This window comes from Kitasatospora sp. NPDC059599 (assembly GCF_042735125.1).
Taxonomy (GTDB): domain Bacteria; phylum Actinomycetota; class Actinomycetes; order Streptomycetales; family Streptomycetaceae; genus Kitasatospora.
In genome coordinates this window covers 57,052-80,071 of record NZ_JBHWCL010000015.1, presented here as the reverse complement: position 1 = coordinate 80,071, position 23,020 = coordinate 57,052, and the positions used below count along the sequence as shown (strand labels likewise).

At 72.7% G+C, this 23,020-nt stretch carries 19 protein-coding genes; 16 read left to right on the top strand and 3 right to left on the bottom strand.

Going from position 1 to position 23,020, the window contains the following annotated elements; translation table 11 throughout:
• The first annotated feature begins 33 nt into the window (after positions 1-33).
• The 6 genes from coaD (at position 34) to mutM (ending at position 4,666) form a co-directional block, all read left to right on the top strand.
• Positions 34-525, top strand: coding sequence for a pantetheine-phosphate adenylyltransferase (gene coaD / locus ACFV04_RS08535; RefSeq protein WP_360262041.1), 492 nt, complete (start codon positions 34-36; stop codon positions 523-525).
• 187 nt (positions 526-712) lie between these two features.
• The gene (locus ACFV04_RS08530) at positions 713-1,888 is read left to right on the top strand and encodes an ATP synthase F0 subunit B (protein WP_380527709.1); all 1,176 of its coding nucleotides are present in this window, start codon (positions 713-715) and stop codon (positions 1,886-1,888) included.
• A gap of 141 nt (positions 1,889-2,029) precedes the next feature.
• On the top strand, positions 2,030-2,719 hold the full coding sequence (locus ACFV04_RS08525) for a YceD family protein (protein WP_380348265.1): 690 nt from the start codon (positions 2,030-2,032) through the stop codon (positions 2,717-2,719).
• A 2-nt stretch (positions 2,720-2,721) separates the two neighbouring features.
• Complete coding sequence (gene rpmF, locus ACFV04_RS08520; RefSeq protein WP_030056747.1) at positions 2,722-2,895, top strand: 50S ribosomal protein L32; 174 nt, start codon at positions 2,722-2,724, stop codon at positions 2,893-2,895.
• A gap of 20 nt (positions 2,896-2,915) precedes the next feature.
• On the top strand, positions 2,916-3,710 hold the full coding sequence (gene rnc / locus ACFV04_RS08515; RefSeq protein WP_380348267.1) for a ribonuclease III: 795 nt from the start codon (positions 2,916-2,918) through the stop codon (positions 3,708-3,710).
• A 74-nt stretch (positions 3,711-3,784) separates the two neighbouring features.
• Complete coding sequence (gene mutM, locus ACFV04_RS08510; protein ID WP_360262045.1) at positions 3,785-4,666, top strand: bifunctional DNA-formamidopyrimidine glycosylase/DNA-(apurinic or apyrimidinic site) lyase; 882 nt, start codon at positions 3,785-3,787, stop codon at positions 4,664-4,666.
• A gap of 7 nt (positions 4,667-4,673) precedes the next feature.
• On the opposite strand, the gene ACFV04_RS08505 is transcribed toward mutM, so the two are convergent.
• Positions 4,674-5,603 (bottom strand): hypothetical protein, encoded by a 930-nt coding sequence (locus ACFV04_RS08505; protein WP_380348269.1) that lies wholly within the window; start codon positions 5,601-5,603, stop codon positions 4,674-4,676.
• A gap of 320 nt (positions 5,604-5,923) precedes the next feature.
• Here ACFV04_RS08505 and ACFV04_RS08500 point away from each other — a divergent pair, with 320 nt between their 5' ends.
• From ACFV04_RS08500 to ftsY, 5 genes are all read left to right on the top strand, one after another.
• A complete protein-coding gene (locus ACFV04_RS08500) occupies positions 5,924-7,294 on the top strand; it encodes a hypothetical protein (RefSeq protein WP_380527706.1) in 1,371 nt (456 codons plus the stop codon).
• 137 nt (positions 7,295-7,431) lie between these two features.
• Positions 7,432-7,731, top strand: a complete 300-nt coding sequence (locus ACFV04_RS08495) for an acylphosphatase (RefSeq protein WP_380348273.1) — start codon at positions 7,432-7,434, stop codon at positions 7,729-7,731.
• A 413-nt stretch (positions 7,732-8,144) separates the two neighbouring features.
• On the top strand, positions 8,145-8,348 hold the full coding sequence (locus tag ACFV04_RS08490; protein ID WP_360262049.1) for a hypothetical protein: 204 nt from the start codon (positions 8,145-8,147) through the stop codon (positions 8,346-8,348).
• Between the two features lie 160 nt (positions 8,349-8,508).
• A complete protein-coding gene (gene smc / locus ACFV04_RS08485) occupies positions 8,509-12,147 on the top strand; it encodes a chromosome segregation protein SMC (protein WP_380527703.1) in 3,639 nt (1,212 codons plus the stop codon).
• Positions 12,148-12,194: 47 nt separating this feature from the next.
• Positions 12,195-13,439: a signal recognition particle-docking protein FtsY gene (gene ftsY / locus ACFV04_RS08480; protein WP_380527701.1), complete on the top strand. Its 1,245-nt coding sequence runs from the start codon at positions 12,195-12,197 to the stop codon at positions 13,437-13,439.
• Between the two features lie 123 nt (positions 13,440-13,562).
• On the opposite strand, the gene ACFV04_RS08475 is transcribed toward ftsY, so the two are convergent.
• On the bottom strand, positions 13,563-14,240 hold the full coding sequence (locus tag ACFV04_RS08475) for a bifunctional DNA primase/polymerase (protein ID WP_380527698.1): 678 nt from the start codon (positions 14,238-14,240) through the stop codon (positions 13,563-13,565).
• A 615-nt stretch (positions 14,241-14,855) separates the two neighbouring features.
• On the opposite strand from ACFV04_RS08475, the gene ACFV04_RS08470 reads away from it, so the two are divergent.
• The 3 genes from ACFV04_RS08470 to ACFV04_RS08460 all read left to right on the top strand — a co-directional run bounded on the left by ACFV04_RS08470 (position 14,856) and on the right by ACFV04_RS08460 (position 18,375).
• Complete coding sequence (locus tag ACFV04_RS08470; RefSeq protein ID WP_380527697.1) at positions 14,856-16,310, top strand: hypothetical protein; 1,455 nt, start codon at positions 14,856-14,858, stop codon at positions 16,308-16,310.
• A 329-nt stretch (positions 16,311-16,639) separates the two neighbouring features.
• Complete coding sequence (locus tag ACFV04_RS08465; protein WP_360262054.1) at positions 16,640-18,037, top strand: ammonium transporter; 1,398 nt, start codon at positions 16,640-16,642, stop codon at positions 18,035-18,037.
• Positions 18,037-18,375, top strand: a complete 339-nt coding sequence (locus ACFV04_RS08460) for a P-II family nitrogen regulator (RefSeq protein ID WP_360262055.1) — start codon at positions 18,037-18,039, stop codon at positions 18,373-18,375. The genes ACFV04_RS08465 and ACFV04_RS08460 overlap by 1 nt, the downstream gene beginning before the upstream one ends.
• Before the next feature lie 80 nt (positions 18,376-18,455).
• Here the strand turns inward: ACFV04_RS08460 and ACFV04_RS08455 are convergent, their stop codons facing one another.
• Positions 18,456-19,916 carry an NCS2 family permease gene (locus ACFV04_RS08455; RefSeq protein ID WP_380347279.1) on the bottom strand — a complete coding sequence of 487 codons (1,461 nt, stop codon included), beginning with the start codon at positions 19,914-19,916 and terminating at the stop codon, positions 18,456-18,458.
• A 230-nt stretch (positions 19,917-20,146) separates the two neighbouring features.
• Between ACFV04_RS08455 and ACFV04_RS08450 the strand changes: the two genes are divergently transcribed.
• Positions 20,147-20,449: a DUF2530 domain-containing protein gene (locus ACFV04_RS08450; protein WP_380347280.1), complete on the top strand. Its 303-nt coding sequence runs from the start codon at positions 20,147-20,149 to the stop codon at positions 20,447-20,449.
• A 52-nt stretch (positions 20,450-20,501) separates the two neighbouring features.
• On the top strand, positions 20,502-23,000 hold the full coding sequence (locus ACFV04_RS08445; RefSeq protein WP_380527693.1) for an HAD-IC family P-type ATPase: 2,499 nt from the start codon (positions 20,502-20,504) through the stop codon (positions 22,998-23,000).
• Positions 23,001-23,020 lie beyond the last annotated feature (20 nt).

Genomic DNA, 23,020 nt, shown 5'->3' with positions numbered 1-23,020 from the left:
CGAGCCGTCACCCCACGAGGGAGCACACACGCCATGCGCCGAGCCGTCTGCCCCGGATCGTTCGACCCGATCACCAACGGTCACCTCGACATCATCGAGCGGGCCTCGAAGCTCTACGACGTGGTGCATGTCGCGGTCCTGATCAACCGGAACAAGCAGGGCATGTTCACCGTCGAGGAGCGGATCGGCCTGATCGAGGAGGTCACCGCGGGCTTCGGCAACGTGGTGGTCGAGTCGCACCACGGCCTGCTGGTGGACTTCTGCCGGGAGCGCGGCATCCCCGCGATCATCAAGGGCCTGCGGGCGGTCAGCGACTTCGACTACGAGCTGCAGATGGCCCAGATGAACCACGGCCTGACCGGCGTGGAGACGCTGTTCGTGCCGACCTCGCCGACGTACAGCTTCCTCTCCTCGACGCTGGTCAAGGAGGTCGCCTCGTACGGCGGCGACGTCTCGCACCTGCTGCCCGAGATGGTGCACCGGCGGCTGGTCGAGCGGATCGCGGAGCGCAAGGCCGAGCAGTAGGCGGCCGGTTGTCCTTTTCTGCCGGTTCGTCACGCCTTGTCCTTCGGCCCGGAGGCCCGTTCGGCTCGGGCGTTGTGACCCGGCCCCGGGGTGGCCGTACAGTCTGTATTCCTGCCCTGCGGTGAGGTCCACCGCGCCGGGCCTGCCTCCGCCGGACCGTCGGCGGCACACGGAAAGACGAAGCCCCGTGGACGTGCAGAACAAGGTCGACGAGATCGTGGCGGCAGTGGAGAACGCCCGCTCGATGCCGATGTCGGCCTCCTGCGTGGTGAACCGGGCCGAGCTGATCGGCCTGCTCAACGACCTCAAGGCGGCCCTGCCCGCCGAACTGGCCCAGGCCCAGTCGGTGATGGCCGACCACGAGCAGGTGGTGGCCGGCGCCCAGGCCGAGGCCGACCGGATCATCCAGGGGGCGCACAGCGAGCGCGGCTCGCTGATCTCGGACACCGAGGTGGTCCGCCAGGCGCAGTCCCAGGCCGACCGGATCCTCGCTGAGGCGCGCTCCGAGGTCGACGCCAAGCGGGCCGAGGCCGACGACTACGTGGACAGCAAGCTCGCCAACTTCGAGGTCGTGCTGACCAAGACCCTCGGCGCGGTCGGCCGCGGCCGCAGCAAGCTGCGCGGCGACACCGGCGTCTTCGAGGCCGAGCACGACGGCGAGGGCGACGGCGAGGAGTTCCGGCCGCAGCGGCTCAGCCCGAGCCCCGAGGTGGACGAGTACGTCGACGTGAAGCTCGCCACCCTGGAGGGCGTGCTCGGCGCGACCCTGGAGGCGGTCGGCAAGGGTCGCGACAAGCTGCTCGGCAAGCGGCCGATCGACGAGCTGGGCGCGTACCTGGCCGCCGCGGACGAGGCCCAGCAGGCCAAGGAGCGGGCCGAGGCGGTGGCGGCGGGCTTCGCCGCGGACGCCGACGGCGAGGACATCGCCTGGTACCGCGAGGACGTCCCGCAGCAGCAGACCTGGCCCGAGCAGACCCCGGCCGCGGCCGGCTGGCAGACCCCCGGGTCCGATCAGTACGCGGCCGCCCAGCAGCAGGGCGGGCAGTACGCCGAGGTGTACGGCGGCGGCTACGACCCGGCCGGCCAGGGTGACCCGTACAACACCCAGTGGGGCCAGCAGCAGACCGGCGACTACCAGCAGCACGGCTACCCGGCCCAGCAGCAGGACGGCTACGGCTACCAGCAGCAGCCCCAGCAGCCCCAGCAGGGATACGGCGCGCAGTCGTACGACGGCTACGACTACCCGCAGCCGCCCGCCGCCCCGCCGGCCGTGCCGCAGCAGCAGCAGGGCCTGGACGAGACCAGCTTCTTCGACACCAGCATGATCGACATGACCAGGCTGCGGGAGCTCGGCGGCCGCTGAGCGGACCCGCGCGACCGCTCGGCGGACCTGCGCGGAGCCTCCCGCCGGGACCGAAGTTGGGCCTGGCGGGAGACTCCGGTAGTCTGACCACTCCGGCATCCCCATGTCCGGCTTTTCGCTTGCCCGCGTGACGCCGACGTGATGGAGACGCCACCGATCACTCAATCCGATGGAAGTCAGGACACCGTGAACCGCCTCGACCACCGCGACCCCCTCGTGTTCGACACGCACGAGCTCGGCCGCCGTCCGGGTGCGATGCGCAAGGTGAGCCGGACCCTGGAGGCCCCCGAGGGCTTCGGGATCATCGACGTGATCGCCGTCCCGGAGAAGAGCCCGATCGAGCTGGAGCTCCGCCTGGAGTCCGTGGTCGAGGGCGTGCTGGTCACCGGCACCGCCGGGGCCCACGTCGAGGGCGAGTGCGTCCGGTGCCTGGAGCCCGTCGACTTCGACATCGACGTGGACTTCCAGGAGCTGTACTACTACCCGGAGTCCGACGAGCGCCACCGCGCCCGGACCACCGGGACCGAGGACCTCGACGAGGACTCGGAAGAAGAGACTTACCGTCTGGAGGGCGATTTCTTCGACCTCCAGCCGGTGCTGCGTGACGCGGTGGTGCTCGCACTGCCGCTGCAGCCGGTGTGCCAGGAAGACTGCCTGGGCCTGTGCTCCGAGTGCGGAGCGCGCCTGAGCGACGACCCGGCGCACCACCACGATGCCGCCGACCCCCGGTGGGCGGCACTGCAGGGACTCTCCGCCGCCCCCGGCGACGAGGGTGACGGAACCAAGACCAGCGACACCCGTGAGGGTCTCGCCGAGAACCAGGAGAAGTAGCCGTGGCTGTTCCGAAGCGGAAGATGTCGCGCAGCAACACGCGCCACCGTCGGTCCAACTGGAAGGCCGTCGTCCCGGCCCTCGTGGCGTGCGACCGCTGCCACGAGCCGAAGCTGGGCCACATCGCGTGCCCGAGCTGCGGCACGTACAACCGTCGCCAGGTCCTCTCGGTCTGATCGGCGGGGTGCACGGATCGATGTCGGACGGTAACTCCACTCGCAAGGCGTCCACCGCCCCGAAGGTCTCTTCGGGCGGAGGCAAGGCCGGCGGGCCGGCTTCGACCGAATACGACGTCCTGGAAGGGCGCCTCGGGTACACGCTCGAGCGCGCCCTTCTGGTGCGTGCCCTGACCCACCGCTCGTACGCGTACGAGAACGGGGGTCTGCCCACCAACGAGCGCCTGGAGTTCCTCGGCGACTCGGTGCTGGGCCTGGTGGTGACCGACACCCTCTACCGCGTCCACCCGGACGTGCCGGAGGGCACGCTCGCCAAGCTGCGCGCCGCGGTGGTCAACTCCCGCGCGCTCGCGGACGTCGGCCGCGGCCTGGAGCTCGGCGCGTTCATCCGCCTCGGCAAGGGCGAGGAGGGCACCGGCGGTCGCGACAAGTCGTCGATCCTCGCCGACACCGTCGAGGCCGTGATCGGCGCCGTCTACCTGGACCGGGGTCTCGACGCCGCCACCGAGTTCGTCCACCGCCTGTTCGACCCGCTGATCGAGGAGTCCTCTCAGCTGGGCGCCGGACTGGACTGGAAGACCAGCCTCCAGGAGCTCACCGCCTCGGTGGGCATCGGGGTCCCCGAGTACGTGGTCATGGAGTCCGGTCCGGACCACGAGAAGACCTTCACCGCGGCGGCCCGGGTGGCCGGCGAGGACTTCGGCAGCGGCGTCGGCCGCTCGAAGAAGGAAGCCGAGCAGAAGGCCGCCGAGAGCGCGTGGCGCGCGATCAAGGAGAAGTACGCCGACCGCCTGCCGGCCGGCGCCCAGGGCTAGCACAGCGGGCGGCCGACCGGTGGCCGCCTGAAGTAGCCTTCTCCTGCTGATCGTTCCTGCAGGAGGCGTTTCCCGTGCCCGAACTCCCCGAGGTCGAGGTCGTCCGACGTGGTCTGGCCCGCTGGGTCGCCGGGCGGACCGTCGCCGACGTCCAGGTGCTGCACCCGCGCGCGGTGCGCCGCCAGCCGGCCGGTGCGGTCGACTTCACGGCTCGACTGACCGGCACCACCCTCGGCACCGCGCAACGGCGCGGCAAGTACCTGTGGGTGCCGCTCGCCGGTGGCACCGGCGCGGGCTTCTCGCTGATCGGCCACCTCGGGATGAGCGGCCAACTCCTCGTCCAGGACCCGTCGGTACCGGACGAGACGCACCTGCGCGTCCGGCTGCGCTTCACCGACGGCGGCCGCGAACTGCGCTTCGTCGACCAGCGGACCTTCGGCGGTCTGGCCGTCGAGGAGGCCGAGGACGGCGACCCCGAGGGCACCCCCGTCTCCATCGCGCACATCGCCCGCGACCCGCTCGACCCGCGCTTCGACGACGGGGCCTTCGTGACCGCGCTGCGCGCCAAGCGCACCACCGTCAAGCGCGCGCTGCTCGACCAGACCCTGATCAGCGGCGTCGGCAACATCTACGCCGACGAGGCGCTGTGGCGCTCCAGGCTGCACTACGACCGTCCGACCGCGACGCTGACCCGCCCGCAGGGCGCCCTGCTGCTGGCCAACGCCCGGGACGTGATGACGGCGGCGCTCGCCGTCGGCGGCACCAGCTTCGACAGCCTCTACGTCAACGTGAACGGCGAGAGCGGCTACTTCTCCCGGGACCTCGACGCCTACGGCCGCGAGCACGAACCCTGCCGCCGGTGCGGCACCGCGATCCGGCGGGCGGCCTGGATGAACCGCTCCAGCTACTTCTGCCCCCGCTGCCAGCGCGTGCCGCGGGCCCGCAGCGGGGACTGAGCCGACGCTAGGCCCTGTTCCGGCCGGCGAGTTCGGGCTGCTCGGCGTCGGTGTCGCCGGGCGTGCCGTGGGTGTCCTGGCCGAAGTAGGCGACCCCGACCGCGGACACCACCGCGAGCAGGAAGCCCAACACGCCGAGCCAGCCCAGGCCGGCCTTGGAGGAGTCGCCGAGCCAGATCACGCCGACCGCGCCGGGCAGCACCGTCTCGCCGACCACCAGTGCGGCCGTCGCCCCGTTCACCGAGCCGATCTGCAGCGCCACGGTGTGGATGTACATGCCGCCGAGGCCGCCGACCAGGATCGCGTACAGCGCCGGGTCGGAGAGCAGAGCGCCGAGGTCGAACGGCTGGACGCCGTTCAGGATGCGCACACCGACGCCCAGGGCGCCGAACCCGAGGCCGGAGAGCAGACCGGCGACGATCGCGCCGCTCGCGCCCATCCGCCGCACCAGCAGACTGCCGCCGACCAGCAGCACGGTGGTGATGATCAGCAGCCACCAGTGGAAGGACATGGCCGCGTGGTGGCCGCCTTCCGGGCCCGCCGAGACGGCCAGCAGCACCAGCGCCGAGCAGAGCACCCCGATCGAGGCCCACTCCAGCTGCTTGAGCCGCAGGCCCAGCAGCTTGATGCTGAGCAGTGCGGTGATCACCAGGTTGGCGCTGATGATGGTCTGGGAGAGGAACAGCGGCAGCAGCCGCGCGGCCAGTGCGCCGAGTCCGAAGCCGATCAGGTCGAGCACCGTGCCGAGGATGAACTCCCAGGTGACGGCGGCTTTCGCGGTCGAGGACAGGCTCGGGCCGCCGTGCTCGGTGGTCGAGGTGGTGGCGCCCCTGGCGGCCTCCTCGCGGGCGGAACGGCGGGATCCGACGGCCTGCAGGACCGAGCCGGTGCCGTAGCAGGCGGATGCCGCCACTGCCGTGACGAGGCCGATGATCACCGGGTGCTCCGATCGGGAGTTGGGTCAGGAACAGGCTGGGTCAAGAAAAGGCAATGGGACCGGCGGTCCGGCACCACTATGCCCGTCCGCGCGGTACGGTCGGCACGCCCCCCGGAGCGTCCCGGAATCGGGCCGGACCCGCCGGGACGTACGCGCGGGCGCCTCCTGCGGTTCCCGCGCCCCGTCCGCCTCAGGGTCGGTCGGGGGAAACATCATCCCCGAGAAGGGGAGCGGCCCCGGCGGACGGCGGGGAGCCTTGTCATAACCAGTATGCGAAGGGTATGGCGTGCTCCGGCGCCGCTCACGGTAGCGTCGGTGGCATGAGAACCCTTGCACGACCTTCCCGGGGCGCCGGGCCGCTTGCCCTGGTGGTGGCGCTGCTCGGGCTGCTGCTCCTGCTGGCGCCGGCCGCGTCGGCCGCCGGCGGACTGAGCGACGCCTCCGCCACCCTGAAGAAGGGCAAGGTCTACGTCGACCCGGCGATGGCCGACCGCTTCAGCCAGGACCAGGCCGACGCCCTGACCAAGAAGATCGACAAGGCCGACAAGCCGATCTTCATCGCCGTCGTCCCGGACTCGCCGGCCTACGGCAAGGACACCGTCTTCAAGGACCTGCGCACCATGGTCGGCGTCGACGGCGTCTACGGGATCTGGCGCGGCAACCAGTTCGCGGCCCGGGCGGACCGCGGCGCACTGGGCGCCGGCCTCCCGGAGCGGATCTCCGGCGCCGCCTTCCGCTCCCACAACGGCGACATCGACGCCACCCTGAACGACTTCGTGGACCAGGCCGCCCCGCAGACCAAGGGCGAGGGCGTCAACCACAGCACCTCGATCGCCTGGGTGGTCATCCCGCTCGTGCTGGTGGCACTGGCCGGGGCCGGCGTCTTCCTCCTCTTCCGCCGCGCCAAGAAGCGCAAGGAGGAGCAGGCCCGTGCCGAGCTGGACCAGCTGCGCCGGGTGGTCGACGAGGACATCACCGCCTTCGGCGAGGAGCTGGACCGGCTCGACTTCAACCCCGCCGCGGCCGACGCCGACGACGTCCAGCGCACCGACTACACCCACGCCCTGGACTCCTACGAGAAGTCCAAGCGCCTGATGGACGAGGCCAAGCGGCCGGAGGACGTCAAGCAGGTCACCGAGGCGATCGAGGACGGCCGCTTCGCGCTCGCCACCCTGAGCGCCCGGCGGGACAAGCGCCCGCTGCCCGAGCGCCGTCCCCCGTGCTTCATGGACCCGCGCCACGGCCCGTCCGTCAAGGACGTCGACTGGGCCCCGGCCGGAGGCTCCCCCCGTTCCGTCCCGGTCTGCCAGGCCGACGCGGACCGGGTGGCGGCCGGCCTCGACCCGGCCGTCCGCACGGTCGACACCGACCAGGGCCCGCAGCCGTACTGGAACGCCGGCCCGGCGTACGCCCCGTACGCGGGCGGCTACTACAGCAGCTTCGGCGGCGGCCTGCTGCCCGGCCTGCTGGTCGGCACCATGCTCGGCTCGATGATGAGCTCCCCGGCCTACGCCGCGGCGCCCATGATGGACGGCGGCCACCACGGCTACCAGGACCAGCACGAGGGCGGCGACTACACCGGCGCCGACTTCAACGGCGGTGACTTCGGCGGCTTCGGCGGGGGTGACTTCGGCGGCGGCGGTGGCGACTTCGGCGGTGGCGGGGACTTCGGCGGCGGCGGGGACTGGTAGCCCGACCCGAGCGCCCCACCCCGTGCGGCCCCGCCGGTCCTTCCGGCGGGGCCGCACCCGTGTCCGGGCCCGCACACCCCGGCCCGCGCGCCCGGGCCCGAGCTGTGCCTGGGCACCCGGGCCGCTAGGGTCGGGGCATGCACGGTCGCGACGCCCACAGTGAGGAACCGGTCCGGGTCACCGCCTGGGTCCGGGGGAAGGTCCAGGAGGTCGGGTTCCGCTGGTGGACCAGGGCACGGGCGCTGGAGATCGGCTTGACCGGCTACGCCGGGAACCTCGGCGACGGCCGGGTCCAGGTGGTCGCCGAAGGGCTCGCACCCGACTGCGAGCAGCTGCTGGCCCTGCTGCGAGGCCCCGGAACCCCGGGCAGAGTGAGCGGCGTGACCGAGATCTGGACGGCCGTCGGCCCTGGTTACGAGGGTTTCGAGATCCGCTGAGCCGCCCCCCGGAGGACCACCGCCGGAGCGCCCGGGAAAAGATCCGGAACTGTCGGTGTCACGAGGTTGCCATCCGGGCAGACTCGTGGTTGACTCCGCATCGAACGATGATCCACGAGCACCAGGTGGACCCGTCCCGAAGGCCCCCAGGCGTGACCACACCGCCGGGCAGGTGACACGGGCGCGGTAGCGTGCGGTGATCGTGTTGACCCTTTCCGTCTTTGGTGAGACGCTGGAAACCCGCGCACACGACCGCGTTTATCCGGCAGGCGCATGCCCTCGTGAGCCCAGCTCACGGTGGTTGTGCCGTAGTGCCCAGCCAGCACTTCCGGTGGCGCGCCGCGCGTGCGTCCCCCTTCCCCCTAGACCTGGACCGTTCCGGTTCGGTCACTCAGCGTGGAGGACCATTCATCATGGCAAAGGCGCTTCTCGGGTACGTCGGCGGCCCCGACCCGCGAATGCTCTCCGAGATGCGACGGCTTCAGCAGCGCGTCCAGGACCTCGAAGCCGAGCTTCTTCGGATTCAGGCCGAGAACGACGCTCTCACCGCTGTCGCTGACGAGCACTCGCTGCTCAACAGCATCGATCTGGATCAGCGGGAGCCGGCTCTCACCTGAGTCCCGCCCGGTCCTCGCAGATCGACGCCGCTGTGCACTGAGCCGCCCCGAAAGGGACGCAGCTTGCAAGGGACGCCCTGATGTGGCGTCCCTTCGTCGTGTCCGGCTCCGGATACAGTCGCACGCTGGGGCCCTGGCGAGCGACGAGGAGACCGGCCGCGTGCACCTGAAGAGTCTGACGCTGCGCGGGTTCAAGTCCTTCGCCTCCAGCACCACGCTGCGCTTCGAACCGGGCATCACCTGCGTGGTCGGCCCGAACGGCTCCGGCAAGTCGAACGTGGTCGACGCGCTGTCCTGGGTGATGGGCGAGCAGGGGGCCAAGTCGCTGCGCGGCGGCAAGATGGAGGACGTCATCTTCGCCGGGACCAGCGGGCGCGCCCCGCTCGGCCGCGCCGAGGTCAGCCTCACCGTCGACAACACCGACGGAGCCCTGCCGATCGACTACTCCGAGGTGACCATCACCCGGACCATGTTCCGCAACGGCGGCAGCGAGTACGCGCTGAACGGCGAGACCTGCCGCCTGCTGGACATCCAGGAACTGCTCTCCGACTCCGGCATCGGCCGTGAGATGCACGTCATCGTCGGGCAGGGCCGGCTCGACTCCGTCCTGCACGCCGACCCGATGGGCCGCCGCGCCTTCATCGAGGAGGCGGCCGGCGTCCTCAAGCACCGCAAGCGCAAGGAACGGGCGCTGCGGAAGCTGGACGCGATGCAGGCCAACCTCAACCGGGTCCAGGACCTGGTGGCCGAACTGCGCCGCCAGCTCGGCCCGCTCGGCCGGCAGGCCCGGATCGCCCGCCGGGCCGCCGGGATCCAGGCCGACCTGCGCGACGCCCGGCTGCGGCTGCTCGCCGACGACCTGGCCACGCTCCGCCGGGCCGTCGAGGCCGAGGTCGCGGACGAACTCGCGCTGCGGCTGCGCCGCACCACCGTCGAGCAGGAACTGGCCCGCGCCGTCCAGCGCGAACGCCTCCTGGAGGCCCAGGTCCAGCAGCTCGGACCGAGCCTGGAGACCGCCCGGCAGACCTGGTACCGGCTCTCCGCACTCGCCGAACGCACCCGCGGCACCATCGGCCTGGCCGGGGCCCGGGCGCGGCACGCCACCGCCGGGGGCCAGGTCGAGGAGCGGCGCGGCCGCGACCCGGAGGAACTGGAACGGGAGGCGGAGCGGGTCCGCGAGGAGGAGGCCGCGCTGGCCGAGGCGCTGGAGGAGGCGCAGTACGCGCTGGCCGAGGCCGTCGAACGCAAGGGCGAGCTGGAACGGGCGCTGACCGCCGAGGAGCGCCGGTTGCGGGACGCCGCCCGGGCCATCGCCGACCGCCGGGAGGGACTGGCCCGACTGCAGGGACAGGCCGGCGCCGCCCGCTCCAAGGCCGCCGCCGCACAGGCCGAGATCGGGCGGCTCACCGAGGCGAGGGACGACGCGCTGCTGCGCGCCGAGGCCGCGCAGGGCGAACTGGACGCGCTCCAGCAGCAGGTCGACGGTGCGGCCGGGGACCACGAACGGGCCGAATCCGGCTACCGGGAGGCCCGCGAGCGGCTGGCCACCGTCGAACGGGAGCTCACCGCCGCCCGGGAGGCGGCCGGCGTCGCCGAGCGCGAGCGGGCCGGGCTCACCGCGCGGCACGAGGCGCTCGCGCTCGGACTGCGCCGCAAGGACGGCACCGGCGCGCTGCTGGCGGCGGGGGAGCGGCTGGGCGGACTGCTCGGCCCGGCGGCCGCGCTGCTGCGGATCGAGGCCGGGTACGAGGTGCCGGTGGCCGCGGCGCTCGGCGCGGCGGCCGACGCGGTCGCCGTCGACTCGCCGTCCGCCGCCGCCGAGGCGCTGCGGCTGCTGCGGGCGGACGACGCCGGGCGGGCCGCGCTGCTGATCGCCGGTGCGGCCGACGGGCCGGACGGGACCGCGGAGTTGCCGGAAGGGGCCCGCTGGGCCGCCGAACTGGTCGACGGCCCGGCCGAGTTGATCGGCGCCGTCCGGCAGCTGCTGGCCGGGGTGGTGGTGGTCGCCGACCTGGACGCGGCGCTGCGGCTGGTCACCGCGCACCCCGGGCCGTCGGCCGGGGGCCCCGGGCTGTCCGCCGTCACCGCCGACGGGGACCGACTGGGCGCCGGCTTCGCGCACGGCGGCTCCGCCGGAGCACCGAGCCTGCTGGAGACCCAGGCGGCCGTGGCCGAAGCGGCCCGGGCGATCGAGCAACTCACCGTCCGCTGCGCCGAGTCGTCCGGGCTGCTGGCCGAACTCACCGCGCGCCGAAGGGAGTCGGCCGCCGAGGTGGATCGGCTCGGCGAGCTGAGGCGGCAGGCGGAGAAGGGGCGGGCCGAGGTCGCGGGAGCGCTCGGCCGCCTCGGCGGGCAGGCCCGTGCCGTGGCCGGGGAGGCCGAACGGCTGTCGGCCGCCGCCGCGCGCGCCGACCAGGGCCTCGCCGATCTGCTGGACACCGCGCAGGAGTTGTCGCAGCGGCTGGCCGCGGCCGAGGAGTCGGCGGACGCGGGGGAGGACGAACCTGACACCGCGGAGCAGCAGCGGCTCGCGGAGGCCGCGAGCACGTCCCGTCAGGCCGAGCTGGAGGCCAGGCTCGCGGTGCGCACCCACGAGGAGCGGGTCCGCGCGCTGACCGGACGTGCCGACCAGCTGGACCGGGCCGCCCACGCCGAGCGCGAGGCGCGCGCCCGGGCCGCCGAGCGCCGTCGGCGGGCCGAGCACGACGCCGGGGTGGCGAACGCCGTCGCGGCGGGCGCCCGGCAGCTGCTGGCCTGTCTGGAGGTGTCGCTGGCGCGCGCGGACGCCGGGCGGGCGGCCGCCGAACGGGCGCGTGCCGAGCGCGAGGAGGAGCTGCGCGAGCACCGCGAGCACGGCCGCGGCCTCAAGGAGGAGCTGGACAAGCTGGTCGACGCCGGGCACCGGGACGAGGTGCTGCGGGCGGAGAAGCGGCTGCGGATCGAACAGCTGGAGTCCCGGGCCCTGGAGGAGTTCGGCATCGACGGCGGCGAACTGCTCGCCGCGTACGGACCGGACACTCCCGTCCCGCCCGCGACGCCCGAGGAGGGGCAGGAGCCGGGGGAGCCGTACCCGTACGTGCGGGCCGAGCAGGAGAAGCGGCTGAGGGCCGCCGAGAAGGCGTACCAGCAGCTCGGCAAGGTCAATCCGCTGGCGCTGGAGGAGTTCACCGCGCTGGAGGAACGGCACAGGTTCCTCGGAGAGCAGCTGGACGACCTCAAGCGCAGCCGGCGTGACCTGCTGGACATCGTCCGGGACGTGGACCAGCGGGTCGAGCAGCTGTTCACCGCGGCGTACCACGACACCGCCGCCCAGTTCGAGGGCGTCTTCGCCCGGCTCTTCCCGGGCGGGGAGGGCCGGCTGGTGCTGACCGACCCGGACGACATGCTTGCCACCGGGGTCGAGGTGGAGGCCCGCCCGCCCGGCAAGAAGGTCAAGCGGCTGTCGCTGCTGTCCGGCGGCGAGCGCTCGCTGACCGCGGTCGCGCTGCTGGTGGCGATCTTCAAGGCCAGACCCAGCCCGTTCTACGTGATGGACGAGGTGGAGGCGGCGCTGGACGAGACCAACCTGCGCCGGCTGGTCGGCATCATGGAGGAGCTGCGGGAGAGTTCCCAGCTGATCGTGATCACGCACCAGAAGCTGACCATGGAGTCCGCCGACGCGCTCTACGGGGTGACGATGAAGGGCGACGGCATCTCGCAGGTGATCAGCCAGCGGCTGCGCCCGGGAGCCGGTCCGGGACGACGGTCCGACGGGGAGCGCCGGGAACCGCCGACAGGGGTACGCACCGCGTCGGTGTAGGGCGGATGCGGTCCATCCGGGCTCCGGTCGCGGATACTGGAGCGGTTATGGAATACGTGATCCTTGCCGTAGTCATCGCCGTGATCGCCGTCGGCGCGATCGCGGGCCTCGTCGTTTCCGGCAGACGACGCCAGCAGCTGCCCCCGAAGTCGCAGGCGCCGGTCATCACGGCGCCGAAGCCCACTCCGCAGGAGCCCCAGGTCGGCGAGGAGTCCGCGCCGCCGACCGAGGAGCCCCGCCGCACCGTCGAGGAGGTGGAACTCCCGGCGGAGCCCGAGGCCCCGGAGGCCCCCGAGGCCCCCGAGGTCGTCGAGGTCGTCGAGGTCGAGCCCGCCGAGGCCGAGGCGGTTCCCGCCGTCGAGGTCCCCGAGCCCACCGCCGGCCGGCTGGTCCGGCTGCGCTCGCGGCTCTCCCGCTCGCAGAACTCGCTCGGCAAGGGCCTGCTCTCGCTGCTCTCCCGGGAGCACCTGGACGAGGACACCTGGGAGGAGATCGAGGACACCCTGCTCACCGCCGACGTCGGCGTGGCCCCCACCCAGGAGCTCGTCGAGCGGCTGCGCACCCGGGTGAAGGTGCTCGGCACCCGTACGCCCGAGGAGCTGCGCGCCCTGCTGCGCGAGGAACTGGTCGAGCTGATCGGCAAGGACTCCGACCGCACCGTGCGCTCCACCAAGCACGAGGAGGGCCCGGCCGTGGTCCTGGTCGTCGGCGTCAACGGCGTCGGCAAGACCACCACCACCGGCAAGCTGGCCCGTGTCCTGGTCGCCGACGGCCGCAGCGTGGTGCTCGGCGCCGCCGACACCTTCCGCGCCGCCGCCGCCGACCAGCTGCAGACCTGGGGCGAGCGGGTCGGTGCGCGCACCGTGCGCGGCCCGGAGGGCGGGGACCCGGCCTCGATCGCATTCGACGCGGTCAAGGAGGGCATCGCCGAGGGCGTGGACACCGTGCTGATCGACACCGCGGGCCGACTGCACACCAAGACCGGCCTGATGGACGAGCTGGGCAAGGTCAAGCGGGTCGTCGAGAAGCACGGCCCGGTGGACGAGGTGCTGCTGGTGCTGGACGCCACCACCGGCCAGAACGGCCTGATCCAGGCCCGGGTGTTCGCCGAGGTGGTCGACATCACCGGCATCGTGCTGACCAAGCTGGACGGCACGGCCAAGGGCGGCATCGTGGTCGCGGTCCAGCGCGAGCTGGGCGTGCCGGTCAAGCTGATCGGTCTGGGCGAGGGCGCCGACGACCTGGCGCCGTTCGAGCCGGGCGCGTTCGTGGACGCGCTGATCGGGGACTGAGGTTCCCCGGCGGCCCCCCGGGGCCGCTCCGGGCCCGTCGGGTCCGGCCGTACGAAGGGTCCGCTCCGCTCGGGGCGGGCCCTTCGGCGTCGGATCAGGGCTGCCCGGGGGCGAACGGGCGGGTCAGGAGGCGATCCAGGCCGGTTCGGCGGTGCGCTCGCGGCCGCGGTGGCAGGCGTAGGCGAGGGTGCCGAGCAGCAGCCGGGCCTCGGGCGGGCAACCGGCGTTGTCGCGGGTGGGGCGGCGCAGCCAGCGGACCGGGCCGAGGCCGCCGAGGACGGTGGGCGGCGCGGCGACGTAGCCGCCCTCGCCGTGGCAGGTGAGGTCGAGCGCGGCGTCGTCCCAACCCATCCGGTACAGCAGGTCGGGGAGCCGGCGGGCGGTGCCGGCGGCGACCAGGAACTGCAGGCGGCCGGTGGGGGCGGTGAGCACCGGGCCGACCTGGGTGCCCATCCGCTCCAGGCGGACCAGCGCCTGCAGACCGGCCTGCTCGGGGACGTCCAGGACGTCGAACGCGCGGCCGGTGGCGAACAGCACCGAGCCCTCGGTGCGGCCGGCGCGGGCCCGGGCCCCGCTGCCCGGCACCGGGTGCAGGCCGGGTGCGCCGCAGCGGGCGGCGCCGCAGGGACAGCGGGTCGGGGTGGTGGCGGAGTCGGCCGGTTCGCCGGTGGCGACCGCCCAGCCCCAGCGGCCGGTGTACTCCGCGGCGGCCTGGGACGCGGTGACCTTGGTGCGGCGGCGCGCGCCCAGCGGTGCCAGCCGCAGGTGCCCCAGTCGAAGTTCGCCGAACAGGTTGTCCATGCCTCCCCCAACAGGTTCTCGTTGCCGATGGTTACGGGACGGTGACTGTGTGTCGATTGTCAGCTGCGTGGTGCGTAGTGCGGTGGCGGCGCGCAGCGCGTGGCGTGCGCCTGTTCCGGTGGTGCGCTTCGGGCGCCGCCTTGTGGGGGCGGCGCGGATGCCGGATCGTCATGTGCGCGAGACTGTTGCCGCCCGGAGTGGGTGGTGAACTCGCCTGTGGCTGCGGTGGATTGCGAGTGCTGCCGGGTCTTCCGGGGTGGTCCGGGCGACTTGGCGGCCCGCATATGCCGGACCGTCGGGACTACCCAGTGAAGCGTGTGCCCCCTGACTTCGGTTCACTCCTGGGGGTGGCGAAAGGTGGCGTTTCGCCAGGGCCGCTCCCGCGGGCACCTCGTGGGGCATTACGTTCAGCAGGCGGATGTCCGCCAGCGCCCGCTCCGGGCCGCCGGAGAACGGGAGTTGGGAATCTGACGGATCGTCCGCGACGATGGCACACCAGTGCGAGGGCGCGGCGCGGCACCACCTCAGGCACAGCACGTCTGGTAAGAGCCCGCAACCGTCGGGCGGTCACGATCGGGGGCCCCGCGAGGGGCCGGGCGGGATGGGGCGTTACCCATGGCAGAGAAGCAACCCAACGAGAAGCTGACCACGTGGTTCGCCCGCAGCGGCTGGTCCAAGGGAGAGCTGGCCCGCCAGGTCAACCGGCGGGCCCGGCAGATCGGCGCCCACCACGTGTCCACCGACACCTCCCGGGTGCGCCGCTGGCTCGACGGCGAGCAGCCCCGCGAGCCGATCCCCAAGATCATGTCGGAGCTCTTCTCCGAGCGCTTCGGCTCGGTGGTCTCGATCGAGGACCTCGGCCTGCGCGCCGCGATCCCGGTCTCCACCGTGGGCGGCGGCGTCGACCTGCCCTGGAGCGGCCCGCAGACCGTCCAGCTGATCAGTGACTACTCCCGCAGCGACCTGATGCTCAACCGCCGGGGCTTCCTCGGCACCTCGCTGGCGCTGACCGCCGGCGCCGCGCTGATCGAGCCGATGCAGCGCTGGCTGACCCCCGGCCCGACCGGCATCCCCACCCCGATCCTCACCGCGGCCAACGGCGGCGAGGCGTTCACCGGCCGGCTCTCCGAGCCCGAGCTGGAACTGCTGGAGCAGACCACGGTCATGTTCCGCCAGTGGGACGCGCAGAACGGCGGCGGGCTGCACCGCAAGGCCGTCGTCGGCCAACTGCACGAGGTCACCGACCTCCTCCAGGAGACGTACACCGAGGACACCACCCGGCGGCTGTTCCGGCTCACCGCCGAACTCGCCCACCTGGCCGGGTGGATGTCGTACGACGTCGGGATGCACCCGAGCGCGCAGAAGTACTACGTGCTGGCCCTGCACGCCGCCAAGGAGGCCGGTGACCGCCCGTTCGGCGCGCTGATCCTCACCGACATGAGCCGCCAGATGATCCACCTCAACCGGGGCGAGGACGCCCTGGAGCTGATCCACCTGGCGCAGTACGGCAGCCGGGACACCGCCACCCCGCGCCAGCAGTCCCTGCTGTACGCGATGGAGGCGCGCGCCTACGCCACCATCGGGGAGATCAACCGCTGCGCGCGGGCGATCCGGCTCTCCGAGGACACCTTCACCGACATCCGCGAGGGGGACGACGAGCCGGACTGGCTGAAGTTCTTCTCGCCCGCGGAGCTGAACGCCGAGAACGCGCACTCCTTCCGCGACCTCGCCTACCACTCCGACAACGCCCAGCTGTACGCCTCGCTGTCGGCGCCGGTCATGGAGCGCGCGGTGGACCTGTTCCGCCAGGACGGCGACCACGTGCGCTCGTACGCCTTCAACCTGATCGGCATGGCCAGCGTGCACCTGCTGCAGAAGGAGGCGGAGCAGGCGGCGGTGATGGCCGAGCAGGCGGTGGACATCGCGACCAAGGTGCGCTCGGAGCGGCTGAACTCCCGGGTGCGCAAGACCACGGAGGCCGCGGCGGCCCGGTTCAAGGGCGTGGACGCGGTGAGCCGGCTCAAGGAGCGGGTCGTCCAGGACATCCCGGAGTACGTCTCGGTGGTCTGAGCACGGGCTCGGCCCCGGACTCCACCGACCGTGGCGGCCGCCGCCGTCACGGTCGGTGGCACGTCGCCGCGACCGTCACGGTCGGTGGTGCGGGCCCGCCGAGGGCGCGCCGGGGGCCGGCCGCGCCGGCGCACGGTAGCCCGTCCGGGTGGCCGCAGGGCTGCGGTTCACGCAGTCGTAACCCGCACGTCGCACGCGTCACGGTGGCGAAACAACCGGCCGCACTGGCCGAAACCAGCCTTCGGCACTCTCCTCTTCATCGCCGACACCCCGGGTGGCACGGGACAGGTACCCGGGTGCGGATCGGCTTGGACGCAGAGGAGACGCCGATGCCGGACGGCTTCAGCGCGGGCGACACCGCCTTCGTGCTCATCAGTGCGGCCCTGGTCATGCTCATGACCCCGGGGCTGGCCTTCTTCTACGGGGGCATGGTCAGGGCGAAGAGCACACTGAACATGCTGGCGATGAGCTTCCTCTCGCTCGGCATCGTCACCGTGCTCTGGGTCCTCTACGGGTACTCGCTCAGCTTCGGGCCGGACGCCTTCGCCGGTCTGATCGGCAACCTGGACTTCCTCGGGATGCGCGGCATCGGGCTGAACGAACTCACCGGGACCATCCCGGTCACCGCCTTCGCGGTCTTCCAGCTGATGTTCGCGATCATCACCCCGGCGCTGATCAGCGGCGCCGTCGCGGACCGGGCCAAGTTCGCCGCCTGGGGCCTGTTCATCGCGCTCTGGGTGACGATCGTCTACTTCCCGGTCGCGCACTGGGTCTTCTTCTTCGACGGCGGCCACGGCGGCTGGCTGGGCGACAGAAACGGCGTGATCGACTTCGCCGGCGGAACGGCCGTGCACATCAACGCCGGCGTCGCCGGCCTCGCGCTCTGCCTGGTGCTGGGCAAGCGGGTCGGCTTCAAGAAGGACCCGATGCGCCCGCACAGCCTGCCGCTGGTGATGCTCGGCTCCGGGCTGCTGTGGTTCGGCTGGTTCGGCTTCAACGCGGGCTCGGCGCTGGCCGCCAACGGGGTCGCCGCGATGGCGATGGTCAACACCCAGGTCGCCACCGGCGCCGCGCTGGTCGGCTGGCTGGTCTACGAGAAGCTCAAGCACGGCGCGTTCACCACGCTGGGCGCCGCCTCCGGCGCGGTGGCCGGACTGGTCGCGATCACCCCGGCCTGCGGCTCGGTCAGCCCGCTCGGCGCGGTGGCGATCGGCCTGGTCGCGGGCGCGGTCTGCGCCGCCGCCGTCTCGCTCAAGTACCGCTGGGGCTTCGACGACTCGCTCGACGTGGTGGGCGTGCACGCGGTGGGCGGGGCGATCGGCTCGCTGCTGGTCGGCCTGTTCGCCACCGGAGGGGTCGGCCAGACCGCCAAGGGCCTGTTCTACGGCGGCGGGATCGGGCAGCTCGGCAAGCAGGCGATGGGCGTGGCCGTGGTCGCCGCGTACTCCTTCGTCCTCTCCTGGCTGCTCGCCAAGGCGGTCGACAGGCTGGTCGGCTTCCGGGTCGCCGAGGAGGTCGAGGTGGCCGGCATCGACCAGGCCGAACACGCCGAGTCCGCCTACGATTTCAGCGCTGTCGGGGCGGGCCTGGCCCGGGCCCTGCCGGGTCTGGCCGCGGCCGTCGCGCCGGGCGGTCCGTCCGTCGCGAAGCCTGCGGCGAAGGCCGCCGAGAAGCCCACCGAGAAGGCCGCCGACGAGGCTGCCGAGAAGACCGAGGTCGACGCCTGATGAAGCTCATCACCGCCGTGATCAAGCCGTACCGCCTGGACGAGGTGAAGGCCGCCCTGCAGGCCTTCGGGGTCCACGGCCTGACCGTCACCGAGGCCAGCGGTTACGGCCGCCAGCGCGGCCACACCGAGGTGTACCGGGGCGCCGAGTACACCGTGGACCTGGTGCCGAAGGTCAGGATCGAGGTCCTGGCCGAGGACGAGGACGCCGACGACCTGATCGAGGTCCTGGTGAAGGCCGCCAGGACCGGCAAGATCGGCGACGGCAAGGTCTGGAGCGTCCCGGTCGACACCGCCGTGCGGGTCCGCACCGGCGAGCGCGGCCCGGACGCCCTGTAGCCCCCACCGCCGGCGGGCCCCCCCCCCCCCCGGGGGGTGGCGGGGCCCGCGCGGCGTACGGCGTCGGGGACCGTACGGCGTCAGAGCAGTCCGAAGGCCGGCATCAGGTAGTAGAAGGCGAACACCGCCGCCACCGCGTACAGCGGGACCGGCACGCTGCGGCCGCGGCCGACGGCCAGGCGCAGGACGCAGAAGGCGATGAAGCCGAAGCCGATGCCGTTGGTGATGCTGTAGGTGAACGGCATCATCACGATGGTCAGGAAGGCCGGGATCGCGATCGTGTAGTCGGCCCAGTCGATCTCCTTGATCGAGTTGGCCAGGATCAGGAAGCCGACCGTGACCAGGGCCGGGGTGGCGGCCTGGGCGGGGACCATGGTGGCGAGCGGGGTGAGGAAGAGCGCCACCACGAAGAGCAGGCCGGTGACGATCGAGGCGAAGCCCGTGCGGGCGCCCTCGCCGACGCCGGCGGTGGACTCGACGAAGCAGGTGTTGGCCGAGGCGGAGGTGGCGCCGCCGGCCGCGGTGGCGATGCCGTCGACCATCAGGATCCGGTTGATGCCCGGCAGGTCGCCCTTCTCGTCCAGCAGGTGGGCCTCGTCGGCCACGCCGAGGATGGTGCCCATCGCGTCGAAGAAGCACGACATCAGCACGGTGAAGACGAACAGCACGCCGGTCAGCACGCCGACCTTCTCGAAACCGCCGAACAGGCTGACCTTGCCGACCAGCCCGAAGTCCGGTGCGGCGACCGGGTTGCCCGGCCAGGTCGGAACGGTGAGGCCCCACTTGAGCGCCGGGACGTCGGCCACCTTGTCGATCACCACGGCGAGCGCGGTGGAGACCGCGATGCTGATCAGGATCGCGCCGGGCACCTTGCGGATCACCAGGATCAGGGTGAGCAGCAGGCCGACGACGAAGACCAGGACGGGGAAGCCGAGCAGGTGCCCGTTGCCGCCGAGCTGCAGCGGGACGGTGGTGTGCGCGGCGTCCGGGATGCGGCTGACGAAGCCGGAGTCGACCAGGCCGACCAGGGTGATGAACAGGCCGATGCCGATCGCGATGGCCTTGCGCAGGCCGAGCGGGACGGCGTTCATGACCCGCTCCCGCAGCCCGGTGGCGACCAGCAGCATGATCGCGAAACCGGCCAGCACGACCATGCCCATGGCGTCCGGCCAGGTCATCTTCGGAGCGAGCTGGAGCGCCACGATGGTGTTGACGCCGAGGCCGGCGGCCAGGCCGATCGGGACATTGCCGATCACGCCCATCAGCAGGGTGGTGAGACCCGCGGTGAGGGCGGTGGCGGTGACCAGCTGGGCGCTGTCCAGGTGGGCCCCGGTCACGTCCGTGGCGCTGGCCAGGATGATCGGGTTGAGCACCAGGATGTAGGCCATGGTGAAGAACGTGGCGACACCGCCGCGGATCTCGCGCGGCAGGGTGGAGCCGCGCTCGCTGATCCGGAAGTAGCGGTCGACCGCACCGGTGGGGGGCTCGGGAGCGGCGTCGGCGGGTTCGGGCGACTCGGTGGCCGGCTGGACCACAGGCATGCGTGCGTCCTCTGTGGGGGAGCTGAGGAGAGGGGGGTGACACCCGGGGCGACGGTGGCCGGGATCAGACCTTTAAGTATGGTTTCCCGATCGCACACGCGCTATCTTCGCGCGTAGAGCCCGCAGGGGTCGCAACCCGGGCCCACCCGGGGCCGCGCCCGGTCCGCACCCGGTCCGCCCGGCGGCCTCCACGCGGCGTCCGGGCCCCGCCGCACCGTACGCTAGGCCCCATGCCCAAGACGCCGCTGCACCCCTCGCCCCCTCCGCTGGAGGCCAACGACGTCGCCATCGTCGGCGGTGGCACGGTGGTGTGGTTCGTCGCCTTCCTCGCCCTGCTCCCCTTCCAGGGCACGCTCTCCGAGCACGGTCACGGCACCTGGCCGTGGATCTGCCTCTCCGGCGGCCTGCTCGGCCTGATCGGCCTCTGGTACTGCCGCGCCCGGCGGGACGCGATCGCCCGCAGCCGCGCCACCGGGGCGGACGGGCGGACGGTGGACGACAACGGTCAGGACCCGGCCACCCGGTCGGACTGAACGGTCCTTTAGTAGCACGCATCGGACATAAGGCGCCCGTAGAGTCGGTGCCATGACGCAGCCTGCCCAGCCAGCGGAAGAGCGGCCGCCCGGCGGAGACCATCCGGACGGGGCCCACCCCCTCGGGCTGCTGCCCGGCCGGCGCGGCGGCCTGACCGTCGCCGAGGTCGCCGAGCGGGTCGTGAAGGGACAGGTCAACGACGTCCCGGTCCGCTCCAGCCGCTCCACCCGGGAGATCGTCCGGGCCAACGTCTTCACCCGCTTCAACGCGATCATCGGCGTGATGTTCGGCATCATCCTGGTGGTCGGCCCGATCCAGGACGGCCTGTTCGGCCTGGTCATCGTCGCCAACACGGCGATCGGCATCATCCAGGAGCTGCGCGCCAAGAAGACCCTGGACAGCCTGGCCCTGATCGGCGAGGCCCGCCCGCAGGTCCGCCGGGACGGCGCCGCCCAGCAGATCGGCGTCTCCGAGATCGTCCTCGACGACACCGTGCTGCTCGGCATCGGCGACAAGGTGATCGTGGACGGCGAGGTCACCGAGGCGGACGGCCTGGAGATCGACGAGTCGCTGCTCACCGGCGAGCCCGACCCCGTCCTCAAGCAGCCCGGCGACCAGGTGATGTCCGGCAGCTTCGTGGTGGCCGGCGCGGGCGCGTTCACCGCCACCAAGGTCGGCCGCCAGGCCTACGCGGCGCAGCTCGCCGAGGAGGCCAGCAAGTTCACCCTGGTGAGGTCGGAGCTGCGCAGCGGCATCGACAGCATCCTGCGGTTCATCACCTACCTGCTGATCCCCACCGCGATCGGCCTGATCATCAGCCAGCTGGCCGTCGAGGGCCGGGACTGGCGCGAGGCCGTGCGGCGGATGGTGGCCGGCATCGTCCCGATGGTCCCGGAGGGGCTGGTGCTGCTGACGTCGGTGGCCTTCGCGATCGGCGTGATCCGGCTCGGCCGCAAGCAGTGCCTGGTCCAGGAGCTCCCGGCGATCGAGGGACTGGCCCGGGTCGACACCGTCTGCCTCGACAAGACCGGCACCCTCACCGAGGGCGGCATGGACGTGATCGACCTGCGGGTGCTCTCCGACGGGGAACCCGCCACCGTCGACCCGGCCACCGTCAAGCACGCGCTCGCCCTGATGGCCGGCGCCGACGCCCGCCCCAACCCGTCGATGCAGGCGGTCATCGACGCGTACGGCCGCGGCGACGACGGCGACGGCTCACCGGGCGCGTCCCCGGGCGGCGTGCCGGGCGCCGCCGCGGGCCGCAAGGGCTGGCGGGTCATCGAGGCGATGCCGTTCTCCTCGGCGCGCAAGTGGAGCGGCGTGCAACTGCTGGAGCCGCAGGGCGGCGAGGCCAGCTGGCTGCTCGGCGCCCCCGACGTGCTGCTGCCCGCCGGGCACCCGGCGCTGGCCGAGGTGGACGAGCTGGGCGCGCGGGGCCTGCGGGTGCTGCTGCTCGGCCGCTCGCCCGTCCCGCTGGACTCCCCCGACCCGGCGGCCGGCCTCATCCCGCTCGCGCTGGTGGTGCTGCAGCAGCGGCTGCGCGGCGACGCCGCCGAGACCCTGCGGTACTTCGAGGGCCAGCAGGTCCGGGCCAAGGTCATCTCGGGCGACGCGGCGGTCTCGGTCGGCGCGGTGGCCGGCCACCTGGGTCTGCCGGGCGCCGACCGCCCGCTGGACGCCCGCACCCTGCCGACCGACCCCGAGGAGCTCGCCGAGACCGCCGACCGGACCAGCGTGTTCGGCCGGGTCACCCCGCAGCAGAAGCGCCTGCTGGTCGGGGCGCTGCAGTCCCGCGGCCACACCGTGGCGATGACCGGCGACGGCGTCAACGACGTGCTGGCGCTCAAGGACGCCGACATCGGCGTGGCGATGGGCACCGGATCCGACGCGACCAAGGCGGTCGCCCAGATCGTGCTGCTGAACGACTCCTTCGCGACCCTGCCGTCGGTCGTCGCCGAGGGCCGCCGGGTGATCGGCAACATCGAGCGGGTCGCGTCGCTCTTCCTGGTGAAGACGGTCTACTCGGTGCTCCTGGCGCTGCTGGTGATCTTCACCCACTCGCCGTACCCGTTCCTGCCCCGGCACTCCACCGTGCTGTCCTCACTGACCATCGGCATCCCGGCGTTCTTCCTGGCCCTCGCCCCCAACAACGAGCGGGCCCGCACCGGCTTCGTGAAACGCGTGCTGCGGCTCGCCGTCCCCGCCGGCGTCATCGCCGGGACCGGCACCTTCGTCGCCTACACGCTGGCCCGCACCGACCACGCGACCGACCTCAAGGCCGACACCAGCGTGGCCACCCTGACGCTCTTCCTGATCGCCATCTGGGTCCTCGCCATCGTCGCCCGCCCGTACACCTGGTGGCGGCTGCTGCTGATCGCCACCATGGGCGGGGCGTTCGCCCTGGTCCTGGTGGTCCCGGCGCTGTCCGACTTCTTCGAGCTCTCCCTGGTCGGCGTCCGCGACCCGCTGATCGGCGTCGCCATCGCCCTGGTCTGCGGCATCGCCCTGGAGATCACCTGGCGCTACCTGAAGCGCCACGGCATGGAGTGAGCGACCCGGGGTGAGCCGCC

Excerpts from the sequence above, each read along its gene's own strand:
- ACFV04_RS08445 (WP_380527693.1), top strand. The coding sequence starts at position 20,502 with ATGACGCAGCCTGCCCAGCCAGCGGAAGAGCGGCCGCCCGGCGGAGAC.
- ACFV04_RS08465 (WP_360262054.1), top strand. The coding sequence starts at position 16,640 with ATGCCGGACGGCTTCAGCGCGGGCGACACCGCCTTCGTGCTCATCAGT.
- ftsY (WP_380527701.1), top strand. The coding sequence starts at position 12,195 with ATGGAATACGTGATCCTTGCCGTAGTCATCGCCGTGATCGCCGTCGGC.
- ACFV04_RS08450 (WP_380347280.1), top strand. The coding sequence starts at position 20,147 with ATGCCCAAGACGCCGCTGCACCCCTCGCCCCCTCCGCTGGAGGCCAAC.
- ACFV04_RS08525 (WP_380348265.1), top strand. The coding sequence starts at position 2,030 with ATGGAGACGCCACCGATCACTCAATCCGATGGAAGTCAGGACACCGTG.
- ACFV04_RS08455 (WP_380347279.1), bottom strand. The coding sequence starts at position 19,916 with ATGCCTGTGGTCCAGCCGGCCACCGAGTCGCCCGAACCCGCCGACGCC.
- coaD (WP_360262041.1), top strand. The coding sequence starts at position 34 with ATGCGCCGAGCCGTCTGCCCCGGATCGTTCGACCCGATCACCAACGGT.
- ACFV04_RS08470 (WP_380527697.1), top strand. The coding sequence starts at position 14,856 with ATGGCAGAGAAGCAACCCAACGAGAAGCTGACCACGTGGTTCGCCCGC.
- ACFV04_RS08460 (WP_360262055.1), top strand. The coding sequence starts at position 18,037 with ATGAAGCTCATCACCGCCGTGATCAAGCCGTACCGCCTGGACGAGGTG.
- ACFV04_RS08490 (WP_360262049.1), top strand. The coding sequence starts at position 8,145 with ATGGCAAAGGCGCTTCTCGGGTACGTCGGCGGCCCCGACCCGCGAATG.
- rnc (WP_380348267.1), top strand. The coding sequence starts at position 2,916 with ATGTCGGACGGTAACTCCACTCGCAAGGCGTCCACCGCCCCGAAGGTC.
- ACFV04_RS08495 (WP_380348273.1), top strand. The coding sequence starts at position 7,432 with ATGCACGGTCGCGACGCCCACAGTGAGGAACCGGTCCGGGTCACCGCC.
- ACFV04_RS08500 (WP_380527706.1), top strand. The coding sequence starts at position 5,924 with ATGAGAACCCTTGCACGACCTTCCCGGGGCGCCGGGCCGCTTGCCCTG.
- ACFV04_RS08475 (WP_380527698.1), bottom strand. The coding sequence starts at position 14,240 with ATGGACAACCTGTTCGGCGAACTTCGACTGGGGCACCTGCGGCTGGCA.